Origin of the sequence: Patiriisocius marinus (genome assembly GCF_008974325.1) — a bacterium.
In the GTDB taxonomy this organism is placed as follows: domain Bacteria; phylum Bacteroidota; class Bacteroidia; order Flavobacteriales; family Flavobacteriaceae; genus Patiriisocius; species Patiriisocius marinus.
Window position 1 is genome coordinate 27,094 of the sequence record NZ_BKCG01000013.1, and the last position, 23,698, is coordinate 50,791.

The window sequence follows — 23,698 nt, forward strand, 5'->3', positions numbered from 1 at the left end:
TTCAATTTAAGATACACGCAACGTAACGACAAAACCTTCGTTGCTTCTTACATTAAAAACTGTATCATCATCAAAAATTAGATACTGCCCTTTTATCCCTTTAAGTACTCCCGTATATTCTGGAGTCTTAGTTAAATTGAGTGTTCTTAATTTCTTCGGAAATTTTAAAACTGGAAACTCTAGGTTAGTTTCAGTATTACTTTCTATAAAATACTGCTGTGCCTCTTCAGGAATATACTGTCGCAACTTATCACGCCAAGCAACAAGATCTTCATCTTGAATTTCATTTTTAAGCATTGTGCGCCAATTAGTTTTATCACCCACATAATCTTTTAAAGCGACTTCAGTAATACCCGCAAGATACCGATTAGGAACCTCTACAATTTCAATTGCTTCATGGGCACCTTGATCAATCCATCGAGTTGGAATTTGAGTTTTTCGAGTCACCCCTACTTTAACATTACTACTATTGGCTAAATAAACAACATGAGGCTTAAGCTGCACTTTCTCCTCGTATTCTAAATCACGATCTTCAATACCTAAATGCGCTTTACTTAGCTCAGGTTTCATGATCCAATCTGCAGCTTGCGGAATTTCAAAAAAACAATCATAGCAAAATCCCTGTCTATAGATTTTTTTATTTTTTTTACAATTAAGGCATTGGTATCCTACAAAATTGATAGTAACTTGCTTATCAAGTAATTGGTTAACATTTAAAAAATCATTTTCGAAAACTAAATAATACTGAATAGGTGAACCTATTTCAGTTTGCATTTTTGTTAGAACGCCTTGGTACTGCATAAAATAAAATTGTATTTTTAAACTTTAAAGATAGGTCAAAATTATGCCAATTCCCATAGTAAATTCTATTGCCTCTTGGTTCTTAAAAAAGCGTTCTCATCAAATTGAACTCTTTATTAAGTACCCAATTGATGTGCAGAATGAATTACTTGAAAACTTAATTCAAACTGCAAAAAATACTGAGATAGGTAAGCTGTATGATTTTGCAAGCATAAAAACTTATCGTGAATTTGCCGAACGACTACCAATTACAACATACGAAGAAAACCAAGAACGAATTGAGCGTGCAAGAAGAGGAGAAACAAATATTTTCTGGCCTACTCCTATAAAATGGTTTGCTAAATCTAGCGGAACCACAAACGCTAAAAGTAAATTTATCCCAGTTAGCACAGCATCATTAGAGCAGTGTCATTATGCTGCAAGTAAAGATTTACTTTGCATGTATTTAAACAATAATGAAGATTCACAATTATTTGTTGGTAAGAGTTTACGCTTAGGCGGAAGCAAAGAATTATACAAAGAAAACGGAACTATTTTTGGCGACTTATCTGCTATTTTAATTGACAATATGCCTTTTTGGGCAGAATATAGCAGCACTCCAAGTAGTGAAGTTAGTTTAATGGGAGACTGGGAAACTAAAATGCAAGCCATTGTAGATGAAACCATTAAAGAAAATGTAACTAGTTTGGCTGGAGTTCCATCGTGGATGTTAGTGTTATTAAACAACGTTATGGAAACCACAGGGAAAGGAAATCTCTTTGAAGTTTGGCCAAACCTTGAAGTATATTTTCACGGAGGCGTAAGTTTCGACCCATATATTGAACAATACAATAAGTTACTGCCAAAAGACTCCTTTAGATATTACGAAATTTATAATGCAAGTGAAGGCTTTTTTGCAATCCAAGACAGAAATAGCAGCAAAGAATTACTCTTAATGCTCGATTACGGAATTTTCTACGAATTTATCCCTACGGATTCTTACGGAAGCCCTTCTCAAAAAATAATTTCATTAGAAGATGTTGAAGTAAACAAAAATTATGCAATTGTTATAACAACTAACGCTGGTCTTTGGCGCTATAAAGTTGGTGATACTGTTCGATTTACTTCTGTAGATCCCTATCGAATTAAAGTAACCGGAAGAACCAAACACCATATTAATGTATTTGGTGAAGAGTTGATAATTGAAAATGCTGAAGCCGCATTAAAAAAAGCTTCTTTGGTTACAGGTTGTGAAATAGTAGAATACACCGCCGCACCTATTTTTATGGAAGGAAAAGAAAAAGGTGCACACGAGTGGATAATAGAATTTAAAGATCCACCTAAAAGCTTTAAAACGTTTTCTGAGACACTTGACCAAGCGTTAATGGAAGTCAATAGCGATTATGAGGCAAAACGTTTCAACAACACTACTTTAAATGCCCCTACAATTCACCAAGGAAGAAATCACTTGTTTTACGATTGGCTCAAACAACACGATAAACTTGGAGGCCAACATAAAGTTCCTAGACTTTCAAATACACGTGACTTTTTAGAAGAATTACTGCAACTTAACAAGTAGTAAATATTAACATATCGCCCAAATACATCTTTAATCGGATTAAAAACATCCCGTAAAACGTTAATTTCAGGCGCTTTACCGAAACACATTAAGGAAAATGTATTTCAACGAATTTCCACTACGTTCAGCCAATAGTTTTGGTAGTACTTTTCTTACGATGTAGTTTTGCACTGTACAATAGAAGTTACATAATAATGAAAAAAGCAATTTTAATTTTAGCAGCAGTAGTTTTAACAAGCACATTTACGTCTTGCGGAACAACTAATTCTATAAAAAATAGCGATACTGAATTAGCAGGTTACACTTTAAAAAGTAAAACAGAGCTAATGGAACAAAAAATACTGAATACATCAACTAAAAAGGTGATTGTTACTCCATAAAAATAAGTTTAAGTTAAGTTTTAAAAGACTCCTAGTTGAACATTCAACTGGGAGTCTTTTTTTTCAACTTATTATATATATAAAAGAGCCAAATGTAATTTACATTTGGCTCTTTTATTTTAAACTGATTATACTAATCGCTATCTACTAGCTTTTAGTTTATAGTTAAGAAACTGCTTTCAACTTCTTAATGGTAGATTTATTAAGTTTCTCTTCAGCATACTCTTTAGTCACCTTTAATACTTTCTCGTCAGTACCCGGCAGGTCGAACATTGCATCAGTTAACACAGCTTCACAAAGTGAGCGCAAACCTCTTGCTCCTAATTTGTACACTATAGCTTGCTCTACAATAAAATCTAAAGCTTCAATAGTTATTATAAGCTCAATACCGTCCATTTCAAATAACTTCTTGTATTGTTTAACAATAGCATTCTTCGGCTCTGTTAAAATAGCTCTAAGCGTTCCCTTGTCTAATGGATTCATATAAGTTAATACAGGAAGTCGACCAATTATTTCAGGAATCAATCCAAAGTCTTTTAAATCCTTAGGTATGATATAACGCAACATTTGATCTGTCTCTAACAAATTCTCTTTCATTGAAGCACTAAAACCAACTGCTTGTAAATTTAATCGTTTAGAGATATGACGGTTAATTCCATCAAAAGCTCCACCTGCAATAAATAATATATTTTCCGTATTTACTTCAATAAATTTTTGATCTGGATGCTTACGTCCACCTTTAGGGGGCACATTTACAACTGTACCTTCTAACAACTTAAGTAACGCTTGTTGCACACCTTCACCACTTACATCACGTGTAATTGATGGGTTATCACTCTTACGAGCAATTTTATCGATTTCATCAATAAAAACAATACCGTTTTGAGCTTTCTCAAGATTATAGTCTGCTGCTTGCAATAAACGAGTTAAAATACTTTCAACATCTTCACCTACGTAACCTGCTTCCGTTAGCACTGTTGCATCAACAATTGCTAAAGGCACATTTAACATTCTTGCAATAGTTTTAGCAACTAGTGTTTTACCAGTTCCTGTTTGCCCAACAATAATGATATTACTTTTCTGAATTTCAATATCGTCATCCGTTTTAGGCTGTAATAATCTTTTATAGTGATTATATACTGCCACAGACATCACTCTTTTAGTGTGATCTTGTCCTATAACGTAATCATCTAAAAATGCCTTTATATTTTTAGGCTTTTTTAGCATTAATTCATTACTTAACTCCTCATCACCAGAATGTGTTGCTTCTTCTACTACAATACCATGCGCTTGTTCAATACAACGATCACAAATGTGCGCGTCTAAACCAGCGATTAGTAAACTTGTATCTGCCTTTTTTCTTCCACAGAAAGAACACTCTAATACTTCCTTTGCCATTTTTTTTAATTATGAATTATAAATTCAGAATTCTAAATTTCATCGGTGATTTGCAATGGATAATTTCACTACAAGTCGTGGATGCTTATAATTTTCGCGTAAGCTACATACTAGTTACGTGCTAAAATTTCGTCTATCATACCATACTCTTTAGCACGATCTGCTTTCATCCAGTAATCACGGTCACTATCCTCATAAACCTTGTCATAAGGTTGTCCTGAGTGATTTGAGATTATTTTATACAATTCTTCTTTTAGTGTAATGATTTCACGAGCTGTAATTTCAATATCACTAGCTTGTCCTTGAGCTCCACCCATAGGTTGGTGAATCATAACACGTGAGTGTGTTAAACCACTACGTTTTCCTTTTTCACCTGCACATAATAAAACTGCTCCCATTGAAGCTGCCATACCTGTACAAATTGTTGCAACATCGGGTTTAATAAATTGCATTGTATCATATATACCTAATCCAGCATATACACTCCCACCTGGAGAGTTTATGTAAATTTGAATATCTTTAGAAGCATCTGTGCTTTCTAAAAATAACAATTGCGCTTGTACAATATTTGCTACTTGGTCATTAATTCCTGTACCAAGAAAGATAATTCTATCCATCATTAGTCGAGAAAAAACATCCATTGCAACAGCGTTCATTTGTCGCTCTTCAATAATATTAGGAGTTAAGTTTACAGGATACATACTACTCATTATTTTATCGTAGTACGTACTGCTTATTCCCTGATCCTTTATTGCGTATTTTTTAAATTCTTTTCCGTAATCCATAGTCCTTTTAAATCTACTTTAATCGTTGATATTTTATGGCTTTCGCCAAAATTTTACAGCTTTAACACCTTTGTCTTTTAATTAAACTATACTAAAGTTACCAAAAAACAAGGGCGCTCTATTGATATATAAAGCGCCCTAAAGATAGTTAATATTTTAAAGACTTATGCGTACGCTTCTTTAATGAATTTATCATAAGAAACCTCTTTAGTCTTAAGTTTTGCATTTTCCTTAAAATATTGTAAAAGTTTATTTGTGTTTAATTGCTCGCTTAAACGTTTAACTTCTTCTTGGTTAGACATAATACGCGCTGCAATATTATCTAGCTCTTCGTCACTAGGATCCATTTGACCAAACTGAGCCATTTGAGCTTTAATCATTTGACGGCTATAATCTTTCAACTCATCAAAGGTTACTTGCAAGTTATTTTCCGCACGTAACTTCCCTTCAATTAACTGGTAACGCAATCCTTTTTCGCTTCTTTCAAATTCAGCTTTTGCTTCTTCATCTGTCATTGGCTTTTCAGAAGATGTTTGAATCCATCTTTCTAAAAACTGCGTTGGAAGATCAAATTTTGTATTCTCAATTAATGATTCTACAACGTCATTTAAAAGTTTTTGATCACTTTGTTGCATAAACTGTTGTTCAGCATCTTCTTTAATTTTAGCCTTTAATTCATCTTCAGAAGTTACAACATCTTTCCCAAAAAGCTTATCAAAAAGTTCTTGATTAAGTTCTGCCATTTCACGAGTATTTACTTCCTCTACTTTGAAAGAAACCTCAACATCAAGACCGTGAGCAGCATCGTGATCTACGCCTAAATATTTTTGGTTATCGTGATCATCTGCAAACAATCCTTTTGTTTTAAGCGTAACAACATCACCAACTTTAGCTCCAGTTAATGCTTTAATTTGAGTTTTGCCTTTAAGTGCATCTAACTCTATTGTTGTACTTTTCTCTATTCCTGCTTCATCATTAGAAAAAGTTCCAGTTATTTCAACTCCTTTTGCGACTGCATCTTGAGAAGTAAGTTTCCCATATTGCTTACGAATTGTTTTCACTTGGTTGTCTAACATTTCATCATCTGCAACAACTTTATAGTTTGTTACTGCTTTTTTCTTAACATCAACATCAAACTTTGGCGCAAGACCTAAGTCAAATTCGAATGTAAAGTCATCAGATTTCCAATCGATAGCTGTTTCATTTTTAGGCAAAGGATTACCCAAAACATCGAGTTTTTCTTCATTTAAAAACTTATGTAGTCCTTCTTGAAGAAGTTTATTAACCTCTTCAACTAAAACTGATTGTCCGTATTGTTTTTTAACCATTCCCATTGGGATATGACCTTTTCTAAAACCTGGGATGTTAGCAGTTTTTCTATAATTATTTAATACTTTTTCTACATTAGACTGGTAATCATCTTTCTTGATTTCTACCGTTACTACTGCATTTAACGCATCAATGTCTTTCTTTTTAATATCCATGAGAGTCTTTCCTTTTCTTCTTATTTAAACGCTTAAGCACATCAATTCGTGCTTTTTACGAGCGTGCAAAAATACGACAAATTAGCATACACAACAAGTATCTTGCATTTCAAAATACTGAGTTAAATAACTCATAAACAAATATAATTTTAAGGAATAAAAAAACCGCTCTAAATAAATAGAGCGGTTTTCAGTAAGTATAAACTATTGTTTTAGTTTACATTATTCTCTAAAGTAACTGAAGGGAAACTTCCCGGAGCAACTGTTGGTACAGTTGCGTTATACTTTTTATTAATAGCTTCAATAATAGCATTAGTTGTAAAAGCATATCCACGAGCTGTTGGATGAACACCATCTAAAGAAAACGCTCCACCTGTAACATATGTAGAAGTCAATACACCTCCGTCAATTGCTACACCACCTGCCGCTACATCTGCTAAAGCTGAACGCGCATCAACAAATGCAAGATCATTAGCAGCTGCTAACGCTTGGATTGTAGCATTATAAGATTGTGCTGCAACTGAAACTCTCTCTTGCTCCACACTAGTAAGCACAAATTGATTAGCTAAAGGAATAGACACCCCTACAACTCCCTGAGGATTTGATGGGTCTGGTGTTGAGCCTAAAACACTAGATGCTGGTAAAACAACTAAATCACTAGAGTTTGCTTGACGTAATTGCCCTAATAACATTGCTGTTGCTGGTGGAAGGTTTAAAGGTGGCCCCTGTAAAACTCCACTAACATCTGTTAAATCAGTATCAACAATTATTGGAAAGTTTACACCTTCAACAAAATTTATTGTTCTTGAAGCTGCTTCCTCAGCAGTAATAACTCCAAACTGAACTAATCCTGGTAATACTTGAGTATTATATTGTCCAAACTGAGCATTTAATGCTCCTGCAGTTGCTGCATCCAAAGGAATAGAACGAGCAGGAACAGTTGTGAAATATGGAATTGAAGTAATATTTGGTATGTTTACCAAAGCACCTTTAGCACCACCAGAAGTTAATGCATCTACCTGCGCGCTATAAGCTGCTGCAAAAACATTAGGATCTGTTATGTCATTACTACCATAAGTTGAAGGATCTAAATTACCCGTTTGATCAACCCCTGAACCTCCAGAAGTAGCATAAGAAAGAATATCATTATTACCTATCCACAAACTAAAGAATGTTGGGTTTAAAGACACAGCATCAGAAATCACAGTTGCACTTGAACTAGTTGCAAATCTTGCATAATAAGGGTTAGCTGTTCCACTTAAAACTCCTCCAGCATCACCATATCCAGGTGCTACTAAATGAAAACTTTTAGCTCCAGGAACCCCCATATTATTAAAAGGCCCTGTTGCACTTGTTGTAATTTCAGTAGTACCAACACCTTCTAATGTAGTTGGAAAAGGATTTCCATTTTCATCATTAGACAAAACAAGTCTATTTCCAGCAACTTCAGTACCGTTTAAAAACAAACCTCCTAAGTTATCTGACATTAATGGTTGTGTAAACTCACCACCTCCAACGAAAGTGAATTGAGTTGCCATAATATTAGGATATGAGTTTTCTTGTCCTGAAATATATAATGCGCTATCTGCATAACCTGCTGTTAAAGAATTACCAACAGCGACGTAAGTAGAAAAGTCTGCATCTCCATTATCGTAAAACCCCTCATCAACAGGAGTATCAAATTCTGGCTCACAGCTTACCAAACCTACGGCAGCTAAACCAATCATAAATTTTATAGTATTTTTCATCTTATTGATTTTTTTGATTATAACTTGTAAGTAACACCTAGACCTGGAATAAATGCGCTTGACTTGTAAGTCCCTTCGAAAGGTACAGCATTTCCATTTTCAAAATACGCATCGTAAGAAGCGTCAACCTCATCAAAGTGTAAATACAAGAACGAAGCGTCAATTTCAAATCTACTTCCTACATTGAAAGTTAAACCTGCAGAGTAACCATCACTATCATTACGTGGAGTTTCAGGAGCGAAACGTCCAGCTTGAACAGGTGATTCATCAAAATAATAACCAGCTCTTAAAGTAAAAGTTTCAGTAGCCGCATATTGTAAACCAAAACGGTATGTAGATGCATTTTCATAGTTACGTGCATTTACTGAATCTGGAATATCTTCATTTGCGAAATCGATATTTAACGACTCGTATTCATTCCAGAATGCTCTGTTGAAATCAAATGCAAATAATAATTTATCTGTAACCTCATATGAAAGACCAACTGTCATTTCAGCAGGTAAAGGTAATCTTGCTGCAAATGTTGTGTCTTGGAATGGAGTTAAATCTGAATTTGGAATATTGTCGAATGTTGCTTCACCCTCTTCAACTTCTAAAATAATTTTAGAACGGTATGTAGCTCCTATTCTTAACTTATCTGTTGGATTGAACATTGCACTTGCAGTCCATCCCCATTTAGTTACACCAGTTTCATCTAATGTAACTTCGGCTCTTTCACCGTTTACATCAGTTAGCGTACGGTTTAAGTTACGATTGAAGTTTACTGAACCTATTGCATAAATTGGTCCACCACCAATACTAAAATATTCACTCAATTTAATAGAAACAGTAGGTTGAATAAAAATAGCTTGTAAATCAATATTATTTACTAAGTGTGATCCAGCCCAATCATCTTCATAAGAAACTCCACTTCCGTAAGGAGTATAAACACCAAGAGCTAATGCTAACCAATCTGTTGCTTGGTATGAAACATAAGCATAAAAAGGTGTACCTATTAAACTTTCGGTCATTGCATTTTCACCAGTTGCTTCATTTTGGTATGCTATATCAGCAAATACACCATGAGCACCAACCGATACGTTCAATCTATTTTCTAAGTACACTAATCCAGCAGGATTGAAGAATACTAATTCACTACTGTTGACTACAGCAACACCTGTATGACCCATAGCCATCGCTTTGTTACCCTGAAGACTAATTCTGTATCCACCTGCATAAGTTACCGCAGTAACAAGCGCAAATACAGTAAGAAGTAATACTTTTTTCATAATTGTTTTAGGTTTGATTAATAATTAATTTAATAATAACTTTTAATTAACATAGGTAATTTAAACTGCTGACACACAATTTACTATGCATACATAATAAATTAACCTTTGCAATACTATAAAAAATTCATCACAAATAAGTAAAATTCATCAGGATTTTCTGCGTGCAGCCAATGACCAGCGTTCGCGACGGTAACAATCTTAGATTTCGGGAATTGTTTTAAAATCAGCAATTCATCAACATCCTCAATATAACCAGATTTTGAACCTCTTAAAAATAGTGTTTCTTTTTCAAATACAAAGGATTGATTTAAAGATTTTCCAACTTCTGCAATTTCCTTTGTAACTACTTCAAGGTTAACACGAAGTCCTAAAACGCCTTTTTCAACCCAATATAAATTCTTTAACAAAAATTGACGTGTTCCTAAATCTCTTATATAATTAGACAAAACCCCATCAGCTTCTTTCCTAGTTTTCAAAGTATTGAAGTCTAATAGCGAGAGTGCTTTTAAAATATCCTGATGATGTTGTGGATAGGCTTTTGGACCAATATCTGCAACAAGTAATTTATGTACTCGATGTGGATATTCGCAAGCAAATTGCATTGCTGTTTTCCCACCCATTGAATGACCAAGCAAACTAATTGACTCTAAATTATAGTGATCAATATATTTCAATAGATCGTATGCCATTGATTCATAAGTAAAAACATCACTATGAAAACTACGCCCATGATTTCTTTGGTCTACTAAATGTACTTGGTAGCCTTCTTCTGCAAACCTATTACCTAAGGTTTTCCAATTATCACCCATTCCCATAAATCCGTGAAGTATTATTAGTGGGGTCCCTTCTCCTATTATTTGTGAGTGTAATATCATTATTTCAATAATTCTAGGTATCTATTTACAGTTGTTTCAAGTCCTAAATATAAGGCTTCACTTATCAACGCGTGACCTATACTTACTTCGGCTAGATTAGGCATATTTTGGTTAAAAAACTGAATGTTTTCTAATGACAAGTCGTGACCAGCATTAATTCCCAAACCTAATTCGTTTGCCCTAATGGCACAATCCGTGTACGGTTTTACCGCTTTAAAATTTCCGAGGGCATACTGCACTGCAAACTCCTCAGTATATAACTCAATACGGTCTGCTCCCGTAGCCACAGCCCCTTCAATCATCGCTATTTGTGGATCAACAAATATTGAAGTTCTAATTCCGCTTTCTTTAAATTTTGCGATTACTTCTTTTAAAAAATCGAGATTTTTAAGAGTATCCCAACCAGCATTTGAAGTAATTGCATCCACACTATCTGGCACAAGAGTTACCTGAGTTGGCTTAATTTCTAATACCATATCTACAAATTTAGGAATAGGATTTCCTTCAATATTGTACTCAGTTGTCACAACATCTTTCAAATCATATGCATCTTTATAGGTAATATGACGCTCATCTGGTCGAGGATGTATTGTTATACCGTGTGCTCCAAAAAGTTGCACATCCTTCGCAACCTGAACCACATTAGGTGTATTCCCACCACGTGCATTTCTAATTGTTGCTATTTTATTGATATTTACGCTTAATTTTGTCATCAGTTTCGTCCCGTCTCAAGCGGGGAATTTTTTAATTAACACACTGAAATATTCCATTTACAAACACAATGCTATTAACAAAAATACCATGCTTCAATACGGTATTAAAAGGAATATTGTCTAATTTGCATAAAAATTTCAGTTTTGAACACACTAGATTACATAATAAACGACATAAAGCCTTTTGATATTTCTGCTCACATAAGAGATGCACAACATAGTTTTAATAAACTTACATATTCACATATTCCAGTATTAGAGAAGAATGAATTTGTTGGTAATCTTTCTGAAACAGATGTACATTGCTTTGAAACAGAAAAACCTTTAAGTGAATACCGTTATGCTTTAGAGCCATTTCATGTAAAAGAACACACGAACTGGATTGATATACTTGAAGCTTTTGCGCTCAACAATAGTAACATCATGCCGGTTCTTGACGACAAGAATAATTATCTGGGATATTTTGAACTTAACGATATAATGAATATTTTCAATGAGACACCATTTCTAAGTGAAGCAGGTGGTATTATCGTTGTTGAAAAAGGAGTTACTGATTATTCTTTTTCTGAAATGTGCCAAATTGTAGAAAGTAATGATGCTAAAATATTAGGTTTATTTATCTCTAAATTAGAAAACGACATTATGCAAGCTACTATTAAAATAGGGCACACTGGAATGAATGCCATTGTACAAACCTTTAGACGTTACAGCTACAATGTAGTTTCAAATCACGGTGAAGACAAACTTTTAGAAGATTTAAAAAAGCGATCTGAATATTTAGACAGATACCTTAACATGTAAGGCAACGCCTAAAAATTTGTATTTAAATACCAACTGTTTTAAATAAATTTGCGCAAGCAATTAAGATATATGAAAATAGGGATTTACGGTCAATTTTACCACACCAACTCTGAAACTCATATTCAGTCAATACTTAACGCACTACAGCAAAGTGATGTTGAAATATTAATTGAAGAAAATTTTCTGCGGTTGATGAAAGAACATGAAGAGTTTCACCCTAGCCTTTCAAAACTCCCAACATTTTCAAAATTAGATGATACTTACGATTTGTTTTTCAGCATTGGTGGTGATGGGACAATTTTAAAATCGATCACTTTTGTACGCGATTTAAACATTCCTATTGTTGGGGTAAATACTGGAAGACTTGGTTTTCTTGCAACTATTCAAAAGGAAAATATTGCATCTAGCATATCACAAATATTAAGAGGTGAATATGAAATCTCCGAACGTAGCTTACTTTCACTAACAACTACTCCGGACCACGAAGAAATTGTACCCTTAAATTTTGCGCTAAACGAAATTGCCGTGAACCGAAAAAACACCACCTCTATGATAAAGGTGGAAACAACGGTTAACGGTGAATACCTAACTTCTTATTGGTCTGATGGCTTAATAGTTGCAACACCCACCGGCTCTACAGGATATTCATTAAGTTGCGGCGGGCCTGTTATTGACCCTAAAAACAACTCGCTTGTAATTACACCTATTGCACCACACAACTTAAATGTTCGTCCATTTGTACTTCCAGATGATAGCATTATAGAATTAAAAGTTTCCGGGCGTGAGGAAATTCACCTAGTATCTCTTGATTCCCGAATCATAACGCTAAAAACAGAAACGATACTCACTATACAAAAAGCACCTTTTTCTATTAAATTAGTTCAACTCAAAAATGAAAGTTTCACAAAAACACTTCGTAAGAAACTATTATGGGGTGAGGATAAGCGGAATTAAGCAATAAAAATCTTCAAAATTTGTTTATCTCATAGACTATCTGCCATAAGCCTTATTTAATGCCTTGATAGTCAAGTTTATTATTATATTTGCAAACTTTTTAACATTTATGAAGTACTTTGTAACCCTTCTTATTATTTTAACCAGCTCATTTATAGCGCAATCGCAAACCTACGAAATAGGAGGATTTGTTGGAGGAGCTAATGTCATTGGCGATGTAGGAAATACCGCATATATTAACCCTAACACACTTGCTGTAGGAGGTATATTTAAATGGAACAGAAGTGAAAGGCATTCATTTAGATTTTCAGCTATAGTTGCGCAAATTGAAGGAGACGATAACGAAAGCAGCGAAACTCGCAGACAACAAAGAGGTTACAGTTATGAGAATACAATTTCTGAATTATCAGTAGGAATGGAATATACCTTTTGGGAATTTAACCTTAATAGTGGTAATCCAGTATCTGCTCCATATCTATATACCGGTATTACATATTTTTTCTATGACGATGCATTTGTAACAAACGACGGTATTACTACTCGTTACAAACAAAGTGCTGGTGCATTTGCAATCCCAATTGTATTAGGGTACAAAACGACTTTGGGAACAAATTTTATGGGAGCGATTGAAATAGGAGCACGATATGCTTTTACTGACAACATTGACGCTAGTAACCCGAGAGATAATTTTGACAGCAATGAGTATAGTGCCTTTGGTAATACAAACAACAACGATTGGTATGTTTTTACAGGCATAACATTTTCATTCACTTTTGGCCGTAAGCCATGTTATTGTAACTTCTAAAAAAATGGATCGTCCTTTAGACCAAATAGACAAAAACAAGCTTCCTCAGCATTTAGCAATTATCATGGATGGTAATGGTCGTTGGGCAAAAGCTAAGGGGTTGTTTAGGTCAATGGGGCACGAAAGCGGCACGAAGGCAGTGCGTGAAATCACTGAAGCTTGCGCCGAAATCAACATCCCATATTTAACATTATACGCTTTTTCTACTGAAAACTGGAATAGGCCAAAAATGGAAGTTGAATTGTTAATGCGTTTATTAGTTTCTTCATTAAAAAAAGAAATAGAAACTCTTAATAAAAACAATATTAAACTTAATGCAATAGGTAACCTTGATACTTTGCCAGGAAAGGCACGCCGAGAGCTTAAGGATGTTATTGAAAAGACAAAAAACAATACTAGAATGACCTTGACACTAGCACTTAGTTATGGGTCTAGAGAAGAAATTACAAAAACAATTAAAGAGATTAGTCTTAAAGTGAAAAAAGGACTAATTTCGCCCGATAATATTGACGAGAAGATTATTACAGAGCATTTGTACACTCAGGACTTACCAGACGTGGATTTGTTGATAAGAACGAGTGGCGAACAGCGCATTAGTAATTTTCTATTATGGCAAATAGCATATGCTGAATTGTACTTCACAGATACACTTTGGCCCGATTATACAAAAAACCATCTTTTTGAAGCAATATTAAATTATCAAAAAAGAGAACGAAGATTTGGAAAGACAAGTGAGCAACTTTAGAAGGAGTACTTTTTTAAACAGTTACAAGAAAATATTTAGCATTGTAGTAATTACAATGCTTTCGGTTTTTAATGTAAATGCACAACAAAAGCAACTAGACAGTGGTAGAAAGTACACTATTAATGAGATAACCGTAGCTGGTGCACAAAGCTTCAACGAGCAAACTGTAGTAGCTTTTACTGGACTTAAAAAAGGGGAGCGAATCTATATTCCTGGCGAACGTTTAGCCGAAGTAACTAAAAAACTTTGGGACCAAAAGCTTTTTAGCGACATCGCAATTTATGTAACTAAAATTGAAGGTGAGAATGCAGATCTTGAAATCTACATTCAAGAATTACCTAAATTAGGTGAAATTTCAATTGATGGTAAAGGAATGCGTAAAGGTGTTGTAAAAGAAATAATAAAAGAAACGAACCTTAAACCTGGTTTAAAAATCACCAAAAACCTTATAACAACTACTAAAAATTTCATTAGAAACAAGTACGTTGAAAAAGGATTCTACAATACTGAGGTTTTTATTAGCACTGCTCCACAAAGAGATTCTACTGGAAAAGAAATTGCAAGAGACATGAAAATTCTTGTAAACAAAAACAAGCGTGTAAAAGTAAGTCCATTAGAATTTGATGGAAACGAAAATTTAAGCGACGGCGTTCTTCGTCGTTCTATGAAAAATACCAAAAGAAGAAATCCTGTACGTCTTTGGAAAATGTCGCAATTTACCGAAAGTGGCTTCGAAGAAGACAAAGCTTCAATTATTGAAAAATATAAATCTAACGGGTACCGTGATGCTAGAATTGTAGGAGACAGTATTTGGGAACGCAATGAAAAAAACTTAGGAGTAAATATTAACATTGAAGAAGGTAAAAAATATTATTTTGGTGATATTAGATTTATTGGTAATAGTGTTTATACTGATGCTGTTTTGCGCCAAACATTGGGTATTAAAAAAGGAGAAGTTTATAATGGAACATTAATGTCTAAAAGAATTGAAGACAAAACAGATCCTGAAGCATTTGACCTTACAAACTTGTATCAAAATAATGGGTATTTATTTTCAACATTAAGCGCTGTTGAAGTTGCCGTTAGACAAGATACCATCGATTACGAAATAAGAATCAAAGAAGGTAAACTAGCCTATTTTGATCACATTAGCGTTGTTGGAAATGACAAGACTAATGACCACGTTATCTATCGAGAAATTAGAACACGTCCGGGACAAAAATATAGTAAGAAAAACGTAGTTAGAACTATTAGAGAATTAAGTCAACTAGGATTTTTCGATCCAGAACAAATTGCCCCTAACTTTAAAAATGTAGATCCTAACAATGGAACATTGGATATGGAATATTCAGTAGTTGAAAAGGGATCTAGTCAAATTGAACTACAAGGTGGTTACGGAGGTGGTGGATTTGTTGGAACACTTGGATTATCTTTCAACAACTTTTCATTAAAAAACATACTTAATAAAGACGCTTACACTCCGCTACCTATGGGTGATGGACAAAAACTTTCTTTAAGAGCTCAAGCAAGTAGTTATTACCAAACATATAGTTTATCTTTAGTTGAGCCTTGGTTAGGTGGAAAACGCCCAGTACAATTAAGCACTTCGTTTTCTCACACAGTGCAATATTTCTACGACTTTACAGAACGTGAAGCAGATAGAGATCGTCGTTTCTTAATTACTGGCGGATCAATTGGCTTAGCTAAAAGACTAACTTGGCCAGATGACAACTTTACATTTTCTAATGCTATAAGTTTCCAACATTATAACTTAAAAAATTACAACACTGGACTCTTTACATTTGGAGATGGATACTCAAACAATTTAGCATACACAATCGGACTTAGTCGTAATAATGTAGGTAATAATCCTATTTACCCTAAATTTGGATCTGAATTTAAAATAACGGCTAAGGTAACTTTACCTTACTCTGCATTTAATGGCGTTGATTATGAAGCATTACAAGCTGAACGTGAAGGTCTAGTTGATTTCCTTTTAGAAAACACAAGTGATGTAGACACTCAAGAACGTATTGCTGAAATTGACCAAGAACGTTTTAAGTGGTTAGAATATTATAAAATTAAATTCCAAGGTACTTGGTACACAAAATTAGTTGGAGATTTGGTATTAAAAACTAATACTGAATTTGGTTTCTTAGGAGCTTATAATAATGATAGAGGGATACCTCCTTTTGAGCGTTTCTTCGTAGGAGGGGATGGTTTAGGAGCATATAGTTTAGATGGGAGAGAAGTAATTCAATTAAGAGGATATCCAAATCAATCATTATCTCCACAAGATGGAAATACCATTTACAATAAATTTTCGTTAGAGATGAGGCACCCTATTACATTGAAGCAATTAGCCTCTATTTATGTATTGGCTTTTGTTGAAGGAGGAAACTCTTACGATGGATTTAGAGATTACAATCCATTTGATGTGAAGAGGTCTGCTGGCGCAGGATTACGTATATTTATGCCAGCATTTGGACTACTTGGTATTGATTTTGGTTACGGATTTGACCCAATATTAGGTGGTACAGAGAAAAGTGGGTGGGAAACTCACTTCATTATTGGACAACAATTTTAATTTTGGCACGATTATTTCTAAACAATAAATAGCATTATGAAAAAGAATCAATTACTATTTTTCGCAATAGCTCTTTTGGGCATAACTTTTACACTACAAGCACAACGAGGTGTTCGTATAGGGTACATTGACATGGAGTATATCCTTGAAAATGTTCCAGAATATAAAGAAGCAGGAACTCAGTTAGACGGAAAAGTACAACGCTGGAAAGCTGATATCGAAAAAAAACAAGCAGAAATTGACTTAATGAAACTTACGCTTACAAACGAGCGCGTTTTATTGACTAAAGAATTAATTGTTGAGCGAGAAGAAGAAATTCAAATCAAAGAAGATGAAATGGTCGCTTATCAGCAAGGGAAATTTGGACCAAAAGGAGACCTTGTAATTCAACGACGTCAATTAGTTCAGCCTATCCAAGATCAAGTATTTAATATTGTACAAGATATTGCTGAAGCTAAGAAATATGATTTCATTTTTGACAAATCAGCTGATGTTGTTATGCTGTTTGCAGCAGAAAGAAACGATATAAGTGAACAAGTACTTAGAAGTATTAATCGTGTAGAAAAAAGAAAAGAAGCCACCTCTAAAAGAGAGAAGAGAGAAATTCAACAACGCGATAACTTAAGCACTGAAGAAGATGCTGAAGTAACAAAAAGAGAAGAAGCAATTGAAGAAAAGCAAACAGCGCGTGAACAAATAATGAATGATCGTAAAGCTGAACGTGATTCAATAAGAGCTGCTAAAAAAGCTGAATATGATGCTAAAAGAGCTCGTTTACTTGAAATTCGCCAGCGTAAGAGAGACAGTGTTCAAGCTGTAAGAAATGGAACTCCTTGGCCTCCTGAAGAAAATGGAACACAATCTCCACCAAGTAATGCATTACCTAGTGGTGGTGAAGAGGGCGACGGAGGAAATAAATAATCGAAGTTTAGTAACCTAATTATATATAACACTTAATTAATTTTTTAATACAATTACAATGAAAACAATGAAAACTCTATTCGTAGCAATCGCACTTTTTGTAGGAGCTACTAGTTTTATGAATGCACAGTCAAAAACTGCACATATTGATACTCAAGCTTTAGTTGAAGCTATGCCAGAAATGAAAGCAGCGCAAAGTCAACTTGAAAAATTACAAAAAACGTATGATACTGCTATTAAAGATATGGCAAAGGAATTTGAAGCTAAAGTAAAAATGTACGGAGCTGAAGAAGGATCTAAAACTCAAGAAGAAAACGCAAAACGTGTTGAAGAAGTACAAGGTATGGAGCGTAACATCGCTGCTTACAGACAACAAGCACTTCAAGATCTTCAAAAGAAAGAAGTTGATGTATTTCAACCTATCTTAGAAAAAGCAAGAGCTGCAATTCAAAAAGTTGCACGTGCTAAAGGATACCAATACGTATTAGATTCTGCTACTGGAAACGGTGTAATTTTAGCAGATGGTTATGATCTTTTTGGAGATGTAAAAAAAGAATTAGGAATCTAATTTTTCCTTAAAATACATATTAAAAATACTCGTCTATAGACGGGTATTTTTTTTGCCTTAAAATTAAAAACACAAGTTTCAAACTTCAACAAACAAACACGACAAATTGTGTATTTTTACAATACAATGAATAGTAAATCGCCCATAGGTATATTTGATTCAGGTGTAGGTGGAACCTCTATATGGAAAGAGATTCATTCCTTACTACCTTATGAAAACACCATCTATTTAGCTGATAGTGCAAATGCACCCTACGGAAATAGAACTCCTCAAGAAATAGTTGACCTTTCAATTAAAAACACAAAATATCTAATTGATAAAGGATGTAAACTTATAGTTGTTGCCTGTAACACCGCCACTACTAATGCAATTGCTGAATTAAGAGAAATGTTTAATATTCCAATTATCGGTATTGAACCTGCAATTAAGCCTGCAGCATTATCTACAACTTCAAAAAGCATAGGAATTCTAGCTACAAAAGGAACACTTAGTAGTGCATTATTTAATGAAACTTCTTCTTTATTTACTAAAAACATTAATCTTGTAGAAGTAATTGGAGAAGGCTTGGTAACGTTAATTGAAAACGGCGAATTAGAAAGTGAAGAACTTAAACAGCTCCTAAAATCATATATCACCCCTATTGTTGAAGCAAAATGCGACCATCTTGTTTTAGGTTGCACTCATTATCCTTATTTACTACCATTACTAATTAATATATTACCTAAAACCATTACAATAATTGATAGTGGTGCTGCAGTAGCTAAACAAACTCAAAATGTTTTATCAAAATCAAACCTACTAAACACTTCAAAAGAAAGCCCTCTATGCATTTTTAAAACAAACACCACAACTTATACACTTAGCTTACTACTTAGCAGCTACAGGCGTCTTAAAATAGAATTTGAAGCGTTTTAATTTGAAGCGTTTAGTTTCAGTTGTAATATTTCCGAAGAAAACCACTTACGCAAAAAATGAGAGTAGCTCTTTCTTTTTTGAAGGACTCACCATAAGTTCCTTACCAGTTGATAAAGTTACACTGCCTCCCTTGCCTTTTTTATACTCAGTTATTGCATTCACATTTACTACGTAGGATTTATGGATTCTAGCAAAACCACTATCCTTTAATGCGTCTTCAAAATACTTTAATGTTTTACTAACTAACCGTTTTCCTTGTTTTAAATAGATATGCGTGTAATTATCATCTGCTTGGCAATATATAATATCTGCAGTTTCAATTACTTCAAAACCATTAGCCAAAGGGATTGTTATTTTACCAATAACTTGTGTTAGGTTCGACTTCAAAACCTGATGTTGTAAACTATTTTCTTTTTCTTTTATCTCAGTAACATAGGCTACCGCTTCTATTAATTTATCTATTGAAATTGGTTTTAGTAAATAATATGAAGCGTGCGCATTTAGTGCATCTACTGCATAATTATTATAGGCTGTAACAAACACAGTTTCAAATTGCCTATCCCCTACTTTATCTAATAAATCAAAAGCATTCCCAAAAGGCATTTCTACGTCTAGAAAAACTAAGTCTAATGTATTATTTTGAATCAAAGCATAAGCTTCATCTACATTTGAAGCCTCACCCTTTATTACAACATTAGGACAATATTTAGCTACATAATTTCGCAGAATCTCTCTGCTTGTTTCTTCGTCTTCAACAATTATTGCATCTATTTTCATTCAAACAATTTTATATACTTAGTCCTTTTTTATAACTAGACTCACACGAGTTCCAGTGCCATCAGCTTCAACATCACTTATTGAAACATCTACCCTATCATCATACATTTCATTTAAAATGCCGATTCGTTTTTTAATATTTCCCATTCCTTGAGAACGTTGTTTCTTTTGATTTTCTGTTTTAAATTCAGCCGATTTAATACGACCAATTCCATTATCCTCAATTATAATCATTACGCTTTGAGCATTCATCTTTTTAAACGAAATAGCCAACTTTCCTTTCTCTTCTTTATAACGTAAACCGTGCCATACAGCATTTTCTACATATGGTTGTAACAACATAGGTGGAATAACAAAATCGTCTTGAGCAATCGATTCGTCAACGTTAATTGAATATTCAAATTTATCTTTAAAGCGGAAATGTTCTAGCTTGGTATAAAGTTCTAATAATTCAATTTCTTTTGATAGCGGAATAAAATCTTCTTCACTATTTTCTAAAACCGAACGCATCAATTGAGAAAACTCACTTAAATACGCATTTGCAGCTCGTTCATCATTAGTAGCAATGAAACTATTAACAGAATTCAAAGCATTAAAGATAAAGTGGGGGTTCATTTGTGTTCTCAATGACTTAAGAGCAAGTAAATTGTTGGCATATTTTTGTTGCTTCACATTCTTATATTGAACGTACGCGGTATATAGTAACAATAAAGCTACAAGCATTAATGAACCAATAATCCATTTTTGAGTTTTATTATTCTGCTCAATTAAGGTTTGATTTTCAAAAGCCAATTTATACCTACTTTCGTTTAATGAACGTTCGTTTTCAAGTCCAGCAATTCGGTTTTGTTTAGCTGCTATTTCTCTTGCAAACCTTGTTGCCTGAGATAATTCTTGTTCTTTTTTTATATATAGTTCGTCAAAAACTTCCGTGTAACGTTTATAACCTTCTGCCGCTTTATCAAATTCACCAATATCCGCATATACTTCAGAAAGTTTTCTTCTTGCATCTTTTTCAACAATTAAATCAGCTTTCTCATCTGCTTCCTCAATACTTTTTTCCAGATATGGTATTGCTTCAATATATTTTTCTTGGCCTAATAATGCATTTGCAATTTTATAGTTTTGACGTTGTGGTGTCAATGGAGATGATTGGTCTTTAATAGCATTATCGTCACTCAAATTTTCTATTTCATTAATAGTCTCTTCACGTAATTGTATTTCCTTTTCAAATTCACCATTTTGACTATAATAATCAGCTACCGTATTTTTTTGTGCAGCGGCACGAGCTGGGTTTTCTTTTTTAGAGAGTTCTAAAGTATTTCCATAATAACTATCTGCCTCTTGAATATTTCCATCACGAGCAAAAGCGGCTCCAATCTTAGAATTTAAATCTAAAACCTTATCATTAAACCCTTGTGCTTGGGCTATTGTTAATGCTTCTCTATAATGACCTACTCCCTGAGCAACTTTCCCCGTAGCAGTTTCAACATCTCCTAAGCCTTCATAAACTAATGTTTTCTGTTTAGGCGTCAAATTATTTTTAAGCAAATTAGTATAAAGCTGTATTGCTTCTTGGTAATTATTATGTTTACTATAAGCAGCACCTAACTTAATACTTCTTGTAGAGCTAAATTGATTTTTAATACTTCGTTTATAATTATCTATGGCTAAATCAAATAACGCCCAATACTGGTAAGTGTCTCCTAAGGTTTCAAATGCCATTGCTTTTTGAAGACTTGTGGGTGGTTTCCCTGAACTTCCTTCAAGTGCTTTTGCAACGTATTCAATACTTCGCTCTGCACTAAATTTCATAACAGCCCTAGCAGAATCTAAATAGGCTATAAATTGTTCGTGAGACCTAAACTTACCTTGTTCTAATCTAGTAGAAGCCACTAACGCTTGGACTTTAACGGTTATGGATTCTCGCGATGAAACTTTATAATAAACAGTTTTAAAATCGGAATTTTTAATCACTAACTCATCTCCAATTTTAGCGTTTAGCTTAAAAGAACCGTCAATACCAGTGGTAGTATAATCGCCAGATTTAATTTCAATATTTACATTTTTTATAGGCGCATTAGTAAATTCATCAACCACCTTTCCTTTTAAGAGGAAATCTTCCTGAACAGATGTTACTTGACTTATACCTAAAATAGTATTTATAAAACAGACGCAAATAAGAAGGTGTTTTTTAAAGTATATATTCATAATTGAAGTAAACTTACAACCTTTACTTTGAGAATAAAAACAGGTATTTAAAGATTTCGATAAGAATTATAGTTTAAAACAGCACTTCACGAATCAATATGTAGCGTTTACTAATTAAAAAATAAGTTTTGCTCATTTCGGCTTTGCCATAAAAAAAGACCTCACAAAGGAGGTCTTAAAATATGTATATCAATTCTTTTCTAGTTAATTGCAGGACAATTACAGTCATAAGGCTCAGGACGATTTCCTAAGAAATCGTATCCTAAAGTAATTTGGTGGAATCCTCCATTATCAAATTTCACATCACCTAATTGAATACTATAAGTGTAAGCAAAAACAAAGTTTTTATAATTAACACCTACAACTGGAGTAATTAGTTGTTGTTTTTGAGCATCAACCGCACCACCGTTAAAATACTCTGCTCCGTCAAAACTTCTTCTATAAGAAAGTGCTCCCCATAGTTGTCCAAAATCCATTTCACGGTATGCTTTGAAATTAACATCTAAAGCTTGTTCTCCTGTAGCTTCAACAAATTGAAATAACAAAGAAGGCTCATAGCTCCAATCTGCACCATAGCTACCAATTGCATATGCTGTTGAAATTAAATAGCGACGTTGATTATTAGATTCATTTCTTGGATCATAAATATCTCTATTCTGATATATTAAATTCTTAACAGTAAAATGAGAAGAAAAGTTTAAGAAATTATAAGAAACACCCGCATCAATATTAAAATATGAAGCTGACTGTTCAATTCCTGCTGAAATTCTAGGATCAAAACTATCATCGTCTGGATAAGAAAACAAGAATGTAGACTCATCTAATTTATTTTGAGACAAACCAGCACTTAAACCAAAAGATAATTGATTCAAATCTGCATCACTCCTAGAAAATTTTAAATGATATGCAAAAGTCAAATACCCTCCAGATTGTGAATGGAAACCGTTTTTATCATTATAAACAATAGCTCCAAGACCAACATTCTCACCAGTTCTTGCATTAAAACTTAAAGTTTGCAAATTAGGCGCATCGTCTTGTCCAAACCATTGTTGACGTGCAGTTAATCTCACTTGGTTGTGAGCTGCAGCACCTGCCATTGAGGGATGCAACAAATAAAGATTATCACTTAAATAATCTTGGTATATTGGTATACCGTCTTGCGCAATTGAAAATTGTGATACTAATAATAGTAAAACAACGTAGGTCATTTTTATTCTCATAATTGTCTGTTGTCGTCTTTAACTTAGCGTTTTAGGGTAAAATGCCCTCTCAATTCTTTTGTTACATTTTCTTCTTGGTACTCTACTCTAAACCAATAATCACTCGATGGTAATGGGTTTCCATTATAGGTTCCATCCCATCCTGACTCTACTGGACTTATCTGCTTTAACAGTTTTCCAT

The 23,698-nt window shown here is 33.8% G+C and carries 22 protein-coding genes; 10 read left to right on the top strand and 12 right to left on the bottom strand.

Annotated elements, in window-relative coordinates:
* Positions 1 to 6: 6 nt before the first annotated feature.
* Positions 7 to 801 carry a DUF2797 domain-containing protein gene (locus GBH57_RS15465; RefSeq protein ID WP_151675406.1) on the bottom strand — a complete coding sequence of 265 codons (795 nt, stop codon included), beginning with the start codon at positions 799 to 801 and terminating at the stop codon, positions 7 to 9.
* A 43-nt stretch (positions 802 to 844) separates the two neighbouring features.
* Here GBH57_RS15465 and GBH57_RS15470 point away from each other — a divergent pair, with 43 nt between their 5' ends.
* Both GBH57_RS15470 and GBH57_RS15475 read left to right on the top strand, forming a co-directional pair.
* Positions 845 to 2,359 carry a GH3 auxin-responsive promoter family protein gene (locus GBH57_RS15470; RefSeq protein WP_151675407.1) on the top strand — a complete coding sequence of 505 codons (1,515 nt, stop codon included), beginning with the start codon at positions 845 to 847 and terminating at the stop codon, positions 2,357 to 2,359.
* A 194-nt stretch (positions 2,360 to 2,553) separates the two neighbouring features.
* Positions 2,554 to 2,739 (top strand): hypothetical protein, encoded by a 186-nt coding sequence (locus GBH57_RS15475; RefSeq protein WP_151675408.1) that lies wholly within the window; start codon positions 2,554 to 2,556, stop codon positions 2,737 to 2,739.
* 165 nt (positions 2,740 to 2,904) lie between these two features.
* On the opposite strand, the gene clpX is transcribed toward GBH57_RS15475, so the two are convergent.
* The 7 genes from clpX to GBH57_RS15510 form a co-directional block, all read right to left on the bottom strand.
* Positions 2,905 to 4,137: an ATP-dependent Clp protease ATP-binding subunit ClpX gene (clpX, locus tag GBH57_RS15480; RefSeq protein ID WP_151675409.1), complete on the bottom strand. Its 1,233-nt coding sequence runs from the start codon at positions 4,135 to 4,137 to the stop codon at positions 2,905 to 2,907.
* Between the two features lie 110 nt (positions 4,138 to 4,247).
* Entirely contained in the window at positions 4,248 to 4,922 is a 675-nt protein-coding gene (gene clpP / locus GBH57_RS15485) for an ATP-dependent Clp endopeptidase proteolytic subunit ClpP (protein WP_151675410.1), read from the bottom strand.
* 164 nt (positions 4,923 to 5,086) lie between these two features.
* Positions 5,087 to 6,406 carry a trigger factor gene (gene tig / locus GBH57_RS15490; protein WP_151675411.1) on the bottom strand — a complete coding sequence of 440 codons (1,320 nt, stop codon included), beginning with the start codon at positions 6,404 to 6,406 and terminating at the stop codon, positions 5,087 to 5,089.
* A gap of 212 nt (positions 6,407 to 6,618) precedes the next feature.
* Complete coding sequence (locus tag GBH57_RS15495; protein ID WP_151675412.1) at positions 6,619 to 8,154, bottom strand: SGNH/GDSL hydrolase family protein; 1,536 nt, start codon at positions 8,152 to 8,154, stop codon at positions 6,619 to 6,621.
* 17 nt (positions 8,155 to 8,171) lie between these two features.
* Positions 8,172 to 9,422: an OmpP1/FadL family transporter gene (locus GBH57_RS15500; RefSeq protein ID WP_151675413.1), complete on the bottom strand. Its 1,251-nt coding sequence runs from the start codon at positions 9,420 to 9,422 to the stop codon at positions 8,172 to 8,174.
* 116 nt (positions 9,423 to 9,538) lie between these two features.
* Complete coding sequence (locus GBH57_RS15505) at positions 9,539 to 10,300, bottom strand: alpha/beta fold hydrolase (RefSeq protein WP_151675414.1); 762 nt, start codon at positions 10,298 to 10,300, stop codon at positions 9,539 to 9,541.
* On the bottom strand, positions 10,300 to 11,013 hold the full coding sequence (locus GBH57_RS15510; RefSeq protein ID WP_151675415.1) for a pyridoxine 5'-phosphate synthase: 714 nt from the start codon (positions 11,011 to 11,013) through the stop codon (positions 10,300 to 10,302). Before GBH57_RS15510 ends, GBH57_RS15505 begins: the two co-directional genes overlap by 1 nt.
* Before the next feature lie 144 nt (positions 11,014 to 11,157).
* Here GBH57_RS15510 and GBH57_RS15515 point away from each other — a divergent pair, with 144 nt between their 5' ends.
* From GBH57_RS15515 to murI, 8 genes are all read left to right on the top strand, one after another.
* A complete protein-coding gene (locus GBH57_RS15515; RefSeq protein ID WP_151675416.1) occupies positions 11,158 to 11,814 on the top strand; it encodes a CBS domain-containing protein in 657 nt (218 codons plus the stop codon).
* 69 nt (positions 11,815 to 11,883) lie between these two features.
* Positions 11,884 to 12,768 carry an NAD kinase gene (locus GBH57_RS15520; RefSeq protein WP_151675417.1) on the top strand — a complete coding sequence of 295 codons (885 nt, stop codon included), beginning with the start codon at positions 11,884 to 11,886 and terminating at the stop codon, positions 12,766 to 12,768.
* A gap of 109 nt (positions 12,769 to 12,877) precedes the next feature.
* On the top strand, positions 12,878 to 13,573 hold the full coding sequence (gene porG / locus GBH57_RS15525) for a type IX secretion system protein PorG (protein ID WP_151675418.1): 696 nt from the start codon (positions 12,878 to 12,880) through the stop codon (positions 13,571 to 13,573).
* A 4-nt stretch (positions 13,574 to 13,577) separates the two neighbouring features.
* Positions 13,578 to 14,318 (top strand): undecaprenyl pyrophosphate synthase, encoded by a 741-nt coding sequence (gene uppS / locus GBH57_RS15530; RefSeq protein WP_151675419.1) that lies wholly within the window; start codon positions 13,578 to 13,580, stop codon positions 14,316 to 14,318.
* Positions 14,293 to 16,905 (top strand): BamA/OMP85 family outer membrane protein, encoded by a 2,613-nt coding sequence (locus GBH57_RS15535; RefSeq protein WP_373865841.1) that lies wholly within the window; start codon positions 14,293 to 14,295, stop codon positions 16,903 to 16,905. The genes uppS and GBH57_RS15535 overlap by 26 nt, the downstream gene beginning before the upstream one ends.
* A 36-nt stretch (positions 16,906 to 16,941) precedes the next feature.
* Positions 16,942 to 17,826, top strand: coding sequence for an OmpH family outer membrane protein (locus GBH57_RS15540; RefSeq protein ID WP_151675420.1), 885 nt, complete (start codon positions 16,942 to 16,944; stop codon positions 17,824 to 17,826).
* Positions 17,827 to 17,884: 58 nt separating this feature from the next.
* On the top strand, positions 17,885 to 18,394 hold the full coding sequence (locus GBH57_RS15545) for an OmpH/Skp family outer membrane protein (protein ID WP_151675421.1): 510 nt from the start codon (positions 17,885 to 17,887) through the stop codon (positions 18,392 to 18,394).
* A gap of 126 nt (positions 18,395 to 18,520) precedes the next feature.
* The gene (gene murI / locus GBH57_RS15550) at positions 18,521 to 19,309 is read left to right on the top strand and encodes a glutamate racemase (RefSeq protein ID WP_151675422.1); all 789 of its coding nucleotides are present in this window, start codon (positions 18,521 to 18,523) and stop codon (positions 19,307 to 19,309) included.
* A 45-nt stretch (positions 19,310 to 19,354) separates the two neighbouring features.
* Here the strand turns inward: murI and GBH57_RS15555 are convergent, their stop codons facing one another.
* The 4 genes from GBH57_RS15555 to GBH57_RS16390 all read right to left on the bottom strand — a co-directional run.
* Positions 19,355 to 20,086, bottom strand: a complete 732-nt coding sequence (locus GBH57_RS15555; RefSeq protein WP_151675423.1) for a LytR/AlgR family response regulator transcription factor — start codon at positions 20,084 to 20,086, stop codon at positions 19,355 to 19,357.
* An 18-nt stretch (positions 20,087 to 20,104) separates the two neighbouring features.
* The gene (locus tag GBH57_RS15560; RefSeq protein WP_151675424.1) at positions 20,105 to 22,297 is read right to left on the bottom strand and encodes a histidine kinase; all 2,193 of its coding nucleotides are present in this window, start codon (positions 22,295 to 22,297) and stop codon (positions 20,105 to 20,107) included.
* Positions 22,298 to 22,497: 200 nt separating this feature from the next.
* Entirely contained in the window at positions 22,498 to 23,517 is a 1,020-nt protein-coding gene (locus tag GBH57_RS15565; RefSeq protein ID WP_151675425.1) for a PorP/SprF family type IX secretion system membrane protein, read from the bottom strand.
* A 23-nt stretch (positions 23,518 to 23,540) separates the two neighbouring features.
* Positions 23,541 to 23,698, bottom strand: a 158-nt coding sequence (locus GBH57_RS16390) for a T9SS type B sorting domain-containing protein (protein ID WP_151675426.1), incomplete at its 5' end; no start/stop codon positions are given.

What these genes read in the sequence shown, in the direction of transcription:
- GBH57_RS15465 (WP_151675406.1), bottom strand. Translation starts at nt 801, where the DNA reads ATGCAGTACCAAGGCGTTCTAACAAAAATGCAAACTGAAATAGGTTCA.
- GBH57_RS15470 (WP_151675407.1), top strand. Translation starts at nt 845, where the DNA reads ATGCCAATTCCCATAGTAAATTCTATTGCCTCTTGGTTCTTAAAAAAG.
- GBH57_RS15475 (WP_151675408.1), top strand. Translation starts at nt 2,554, where the DNA reads ATGAAAAAAGCAATTTTAATTTTAGCAGCAGTAGTTTTAACAAGCACA.
- clpX (WP_151675409.1), bottom strand. Translation starts at nt 4,137, where the DNA reads ATGGCAAAGGAAGTATTAGAGTGTTCTTTCTGTGGAAGAAAAAAGGCA.
- clpP (WP_151675410.1), bottom strand. Translation starts at nt 4,922, where the DNA reads ATGGATTACGGAAAAGAATTTAAAAAATACGCAATAAAGGATCAGGGA.
- tig (WP_151675411.1), bottom strand. Translation starts at nt 6,406, where the DNA reads ATGGATATTAAAAAGAAAGACATTGATGCGTTAAATGCAGTAGTAACG.
- GBH57_RS15495 (WP_151675412.1), bottom strand. Translation starts at nt 8,154, where the DNA reads ATGAAAAATACTATAAAATTTATGATTGGTTTAGCTGCCGTAGGTTTG.
- GBH57_RS15500 (WP_151675413.1), bottom strand. Translation starts at nt 9,422, where the DNA reads ATGAAAAAAGTATTACTTCTTACTGTATTTGCGCTTGTTACTGCGGTA.
- GBH57_RS15505 (WP_151675414.1), bottom strand. Translation starts at nt 10,300, where the DNA reads ATGATATTACACTCACAAATAATAGGAGAAGGGACCCCACTAATAATA.
- GBH57_RS15510 (WP_151675415.1), bottom strand. Translation starts at nt 11,013, where the DNA reads ATGACAAAATTAAGCGTAAATATCAATAAAATAGCAACAATTAGAAAT.
- GBH57_RS15520 (WP_151675417.1), top strand. Translation starts at nt 11,884, where the DNA reads ATGAAAATAGGGATTTACGGTCAATTTTACCACACCAACTCTGAAACT.
- porG (WP_151675418.1), top strand. Translation starts at nt 12,878, where the DNA reads ATGAAGTACTTTGTAACCCTTCTTATTATTTTAACCAGCTCATTTATA.
- uppS (WP_151675419.1), top strand. Translation starts at nt 13,578, where the DNA reads ATGGATCGTCCTTTAGACCAAATAGACAAAAACAAGCTTCCTCAGCAT.
- GBH57_RS15540 (WP_151675420.1), top strand. Translation starts at nt 16,942, where the DNA reads ATGAAAAAGAATCAATTACTATTTTTCGCAATAGCTCTTTTGGGCATA.
- GBH57_RS15545 (WP_151675421.1), top strand. Translation starts at nt 17,885, where the DNA reads ATGAAAACAATGAAAACTCTATTCGTAGCAATCGCACTTTTTGTAGGA.
- murI (WP_151675422.1), top strand. Translation starts at nt 18,521, where the DNA reads ATGAATAGTAAATCGCCCATAGGTATATTTGATTCAGGTGTAGGTGGA.
- GBH57_RS15555 (WP_151675423.1), bottom strand. Translation starts at nt 20,086, where the DNA reads ATGAAAATAGATGCAATAATTGTTGAAGACGAAGAAACAAGCAGAGAG.
- GBH57_RS15560 (WP_151675424.1), bottom strand. Translation starts at nt 22,297, where the DNA reads ATGAATATATACTTTAAAAAACACCTTCTTATTTGCGTCTGTTTTATA.
- GBH57_RS15565 (WP_151675425.1), bottom strand. Translation starts at nt 23,517, where the DNA reads ATGAGAATAAAAATGACCTACGTTGTTTTACTATTATTAGTATCACAA.